The sequence below is a fragment of the Pseudoalteromonas sp. SR45-5 genome (assembly GCF_014163565.1).
Lineage (GTDB): Bacteria > Pseudomonadota > Gammaproteobacteria > Enterobacterales > Alteromonadaceae > Pseudoalteromonas > Pseudoalteromonas distincta.
Genome location: NZ_JACJDN010000310.1, coordinates 1 through 4,658, shown reverse-complemented (window position 1 = coordinate 4,658; position 4,658 = coordinate 1). Strand labels below are relative to the sequence as shown.

At 40.2% G+C, this 4,658-nt stretch carries 6 protein-coding genes; 1 reads left to right on the top strand and 5 read right to left on the bottom strand.

What is annotated here, in order from left to right:
- The 5 genes from H5072_RS12200 to H5072_RS12180 all read right to left on the bottom strand — a co-directional run.
- On the bottom strand, window positions 1-1,517 hold a 1,517-nt coding region (locus H5072_RS12200; protein ID WP_182693670.1), incomplete at its 3' end, for a serine hydrolase.
- A 15-nt stretch (window positions 1,518-1,532) separates the two neighbouring features.
- Window positions 1,533-2,027, bottom strand: coding sequence for a gamma-glutamylcyclotransferase family protein (locus H5072_RS12195; RefSeq protein ID WP_076925011.1), 495 nt, complete (start codon window positions 2,025-2,027; stop codon window positions 1,533-1,535).
- Between the two features lie 27 nt (window positions 2,028-2,054).
- Window positions 2,055-2,693: a LysE family translocator gene (locus tag H5072_RS12190; protein WP_024597544.1), complete on the bottom strand. Its 639-nt coding sequence runs from the start codon at window positions 2,691-2,693 to the stop codon at window positions 2,055-2,057.
- 11 nt (window positions 2,694-2,704) lie between these two features.
- Window positions 2,705-3,478, bottom strand: coding sequence for a hypothetical protein (locus H5072_RS12185; protein WP_002957816.1), 774 nt, complete (start codon window positions 3,476-3,478; stop codon window positions 2,705-2,707).
- Window positions 3,479-3,525: 47 nt separating this feature from the next.
- Window positions 3,526-4,011, bottom strand: a complete 486-nt coding sequence (locus H5072_RS12180; RefSeq protein WP_002957817.1) for a CreA family protein — start codon at window positions 4,009-4,011, stop codon at window positions 3,526-3,528.
- A 207-nt stretch (window positions 4,012-4,218) separates the two neighbouring features.
- Between H5072_RS12180 and H5072_RS12175 the strand changes: the two genes are divergently transcribed.
- Window positions 4,219-4,548, top strand: a complete 330-nt coding sequence (locus H5072_RS12175) for a 5-carboxymethyl-2-hydroxymuconate Delta-isomerase (protein ID WP_002957818.1) — start codon at window positions 4,219-4,221, stop codon at window positions 4,546-4,548.
- The last annotated feature ends 110 nt before the right edge of the window (window positions 4,549-4,658 follow it).

Here is a 4,658-nt window from a genome sequence, read left to right as displayed (position 1 = left end):
CTAAAGTCAAAGCTAAAGTCGGTCACTTGTGTTGATACCGCGCGCATTTTGGCACTGTTTACACGATTTTGTGAGCTCATTTCAAAACGAATAAACGCATCTGCTTCTAGTAATTTTTCATCCCACTTAACAATAAATGTATTACCAGTGTAATGCTCAAGAGTACCTTTCAAGCGTTTAGTGTGCGTAAAATCAATGCGTAATTTACCATCTAACTGCTCAATAATTACATCGCCGTACCAGTCATCGTGCAATGTTCCGGTATAATTAATATTTGGTAATTGTGGTTGGTAGTCAGCGGGGGCTTCTGGTTTTGCATTAGCATACGCTTGTTGCTTGCCTTCAAAATGACTTTTAGCTAAATCTTCTACCCAGTCTTTATCTTCAAGTTCAAGTGCATCTTCAAGCACTTCATGGGTTACTGCCGAAAGTGCACCAAAAGCTTGTTGATTAGATAAAATAACAATACCGAGGTTTTTCTCAGGCAATAAAGTAACTTGCGATACCATTCCCAAAATACCACCGCCGTGACCTAGCTTTTTAAAGCCGTGGTAGTCTTCAATACTCCAGCCTAACCCATAACCCCTAAACTGCTGGTGATACGATTCAAACGCACTTTTAGACACCATAGACGTAATATGCGGGTGCCACATTTGCGCTTGTTGCTTTTCACTAAATAGCTGCTCGCCACTTGGCATTTTACCGCCTGCTAATTGCGTACGAAGCCATTGGCTCATGTCGCTTACACTTGATGCAATGGCGCCTGCGCCTCTAAAGTCCTCAAGGTAGTTCACAAAAAATGGATGAAGCGTGCCATCCATAGGAATATGACCTGTCGCCCAGTTTTTATTACTTTTAGGAATACGTGAAAAGCCCGCGCGTGAGTTATCCATATGCAGCGGCTGTAATATATTTTTTTCGATGTAATCGTTCCAGCTCATCCCCGCCACACGTGCAACCACTTCACCAGCGGTAACAAACATCAAGTTGTTATAAGCGTACTTACTACGAAAGCTGCTCGCTGGTTTTAAATACTGTAATCCCGCTAAAATTTCATCAACTGATTTATCGGTACTTGGCCAAATCATTAAATCTCCTTGCCCAAGCCCAAGCCCACTGCGATGACTTAATAAGTCACGAATACGCATTTCGCGTGTTACGTACGAATCGTGCAATCTAAACTCTGGTAAATGATCAATTACGCGGTCATCCCAGCTTAATTTACCTTCATCAACCAACTTTGCCAGTGCCGCAGTAGTGAATGCTTTTGTGTTTGAAGCAATACCAAATAAAGTGTCTTTGTTTACTTTTTTGTTGGTATCGAGATTAGTTACACCAAAGCCTTTAGCAAATATTACTTTATCGTTTTCAACAATGGCAACTGCCATACCGGGTACGTCAAAACGTGCCATTGACGCTTTAATTACGTCGTCAACTTTGTTGGTATCAACTTGTGCCCAGCTGCTAAACGTAGAGCCTGCTAATAGTGCAATTACGGCAAGTTTGGTTAATTTCATATCAATCCTATTTTATTATTTTTGATGAACTGCAAATTCAATTGCTGCGCGCTCTTGATTGGTGTCGCTTTTTTGTGCGCGATTTAATATGGCATCACTGTATTCTTTTGGCACGCCCGCTTCAAGTGAACCGCGATGAACGTGTTTTATGTACCAATCATATGGGAGTACATCGCTGTCATGGGTATTAGCTATATAACAATGTGCGGCTACAGTCTCACCCGTTAAAAGCGTTGGGGCTATATCTACACAATCGTAACCTACGCCCTCAATACCATCTAAAATAGCTTTTTCATCTTCATTGAGCTCATAAATAACGCCGTAAACCAATGCATCTTCTTTATCGCTTGGACAAATACTGCATTTACCTGAGCCATCTTTAAATAGCATATCAAAAGTAAGCTCGTAGCCTTTAAGTACAGCAGTTCCTACACGCTTTACATTGGGCAAGCGCGCTAACAAACGGTTAGATGACATATTAGAACCAAACGAAAAATTATATAGCGGCATTTTTATCTCCTGCGCTTTTTGAATAAGTTAAATAACAACACGTACTGCAAGTGCAATTAAAATAATGCCAATTCCACGGTCAAACCAATAACCGCGTTGTTGGAAAAAGCCCCTTACATTATCTCGAGAAAGCATCATTGAAAGCATTGAAAACCACGCCCAAGTAGCCAATGCCATATACACGCCGTAGCCGACCTGTATGCTAGTAGGTGTTGTTGGGCTAATCACGAGTGTAAATAACGACATAAAAAATAACGTGGCTTTTGGGTTTAATGCATTGGTGAAAAAGCCGCGCCTAAAAGCCACCCAAACGGGTTCCTCTTGAACGGTTTTGTTTTCAACATCTTTTACAGCCTCGCCTTCATTACTTGCAGGCGGTTTTGCAGCTCTAAGAGCTTGTACGCCTAAGTAAGCTAAATATGCACCAGCAAGGTACTTGAGCGCCATAAATAAACTAGGCGATTGCGTTAAAATAAGCGCAACACCTAAAACACAATAGGCAACGTGCAGTAAAATAGCAGCGCCAACACCTGCGCTTGTCCACAATGCATTGCGCCTTCCTTGTTGCACACTTTGCTTAAGTACTACGGCAAAGTCAGGCCCTGGGCTTGCTACTGCAAAAAAATGAGCAATAACAATCAGTAAAAATTCATCTAAGTATTCCACGCAGATCCTTGCTAGTTTGGCGAATAAGCTAATAACAGCGGGTTGGCCGAGTTATTTACCAATGCTTTAATTTCTTTTTGTGCTTTTTTAAACTGGCCACGTAAATGCGGCTTTAAATGCTTTTTAGACACTTTATCGTTTTTAAAGTAACTAATTAGGGCATGCATAAATACCGTATGCGTTTCACTTAACTTAGCTTCACGGTTAGCGTATGGGTTATAGCAAGAGCCACACCCGCCTTTAAACTGATACACCGTATTACTCATCATCACACCAAACCCTAAAAAACAAGCAAGTGCATCAGCAGCTTGTGGTAAATACTCCCTACCACCTGGCGGTAGCACCCCAACGTGATGAATAAGTATGGTGGCCAGAGTACCTGCATAACTAGCCACTAAATCTTGTGGCTGATTAATCTGGTTAGGATTAAAAGAAATATTAATCGTATGGCTTGGCGGCACAATTAGATGGCTGCCTTCGCCACGTATTTCATTGCTAAATTCGAAGTGTGGAAAAACTTGCGGTTGTAATTGCTGCGGTGCAACTAGTTGGATAGGCCATGCGTTCATACCCGCGTAATTAGTAACGCGGTTAAAAACATTACTTGCCATTTCTTCAATGCTCGATACCGAATCAGGGAAAAAAGTGGCCGTTGGCAGTATTATTTGAGTGTGCTTTGTAAAAAACTCAGCATCAAAGTTTTCTACAGCCCAAATAAATGTATCAATAAGCCATTGCTGTTCTTGCTGCTCTAATAATGGCTTTGATTTAAATAAAGCTAACATAGTGTGCTCTTTTAGGTTTTAGTTTAGGTGCTTACGTAGGTGCTAACTTAGTCTTTTTGTGTAAGCGCCCAGTCCCACGCTTGAGTATTGTATAGCGGCACAGTTGATAGCGCATGGTGGTGGCTTCCACTGGACTCTTTAGTTGAGTACGATAAGTACAATAAAGTACGATTTTCAGCATCGTAAATACGACGCACTTTTAGTGATTTAAATAATATACTTTTAGATGATTTAAAGATCACCTCGCCCGATTTGCTGCGGTCTATTTTTTGTAGCTGCTGCGCTGTAATTGGCCCCGTTTGACGACACGCTATAGACATATCAGAGGGATCTGAAAAATCTAAATTAGCCTCTATATGACTAATATGACAAGTAACGCCCTCAACAATAGGATCTTGCTGCGAATTCACCACAACATCTTTAGTTGTAAATAACCCAAGGCTTACCGAAGCAACATCGTCAGAGCAAGCACTTAACGTAACAATTGCACCTGCAAGTAAAGCTAAACGTTTAAATTTTTGTGGTAATTTCATACTTATCCTTAATCAATATATAGGTAACTTAGTAGATAAGTTACTAAGCGAAGGTTCACCTGTTTGTTTTTATACTAACATCAAAAATAAATACGACTAAATTAGTTTAAAGTAAAGATTTTAGATAGCTCAGGGTTTAGTGACCCCTCTTGTATTTGGTACAATTACCTCTCGCTCATGCAGTAACTCATAATAGGAAACGCCTAAATGCCGCACATTATTATTGAACACTCAGAAGACCTCCCCGTTTTACCTCAAGTACTGGTAGAAAAAATTCATACAACCGCTTTCGAAAGTAACTTGTTTGAATTAGAAACCATAAAAACACGTGCTATTGCTTATCAGCAATATCAACTTGGCGCAGGAAAATCAGGGTTTATACATATCGCGGTACATATTTTGGCAGGACGCTCAATTGAGCAAAAACAAATGTTAAGCGAACTGCTACTTTCATGTTTAAAAACATATTGCAGAGCATCAGACAGTCTAAGCGTAAATATTTACGATATTGAGCATGAGATATACCGTAAAAATTAGTTAACTCTTGTAGCTTTGAGCAATAAAAGTAAACACTAGTAAGTAAAAAGCCCCAATAGGGGCTTTTTTGTCTTCTGACATTAAATGCTGATCACTGTCACTTATAAAGC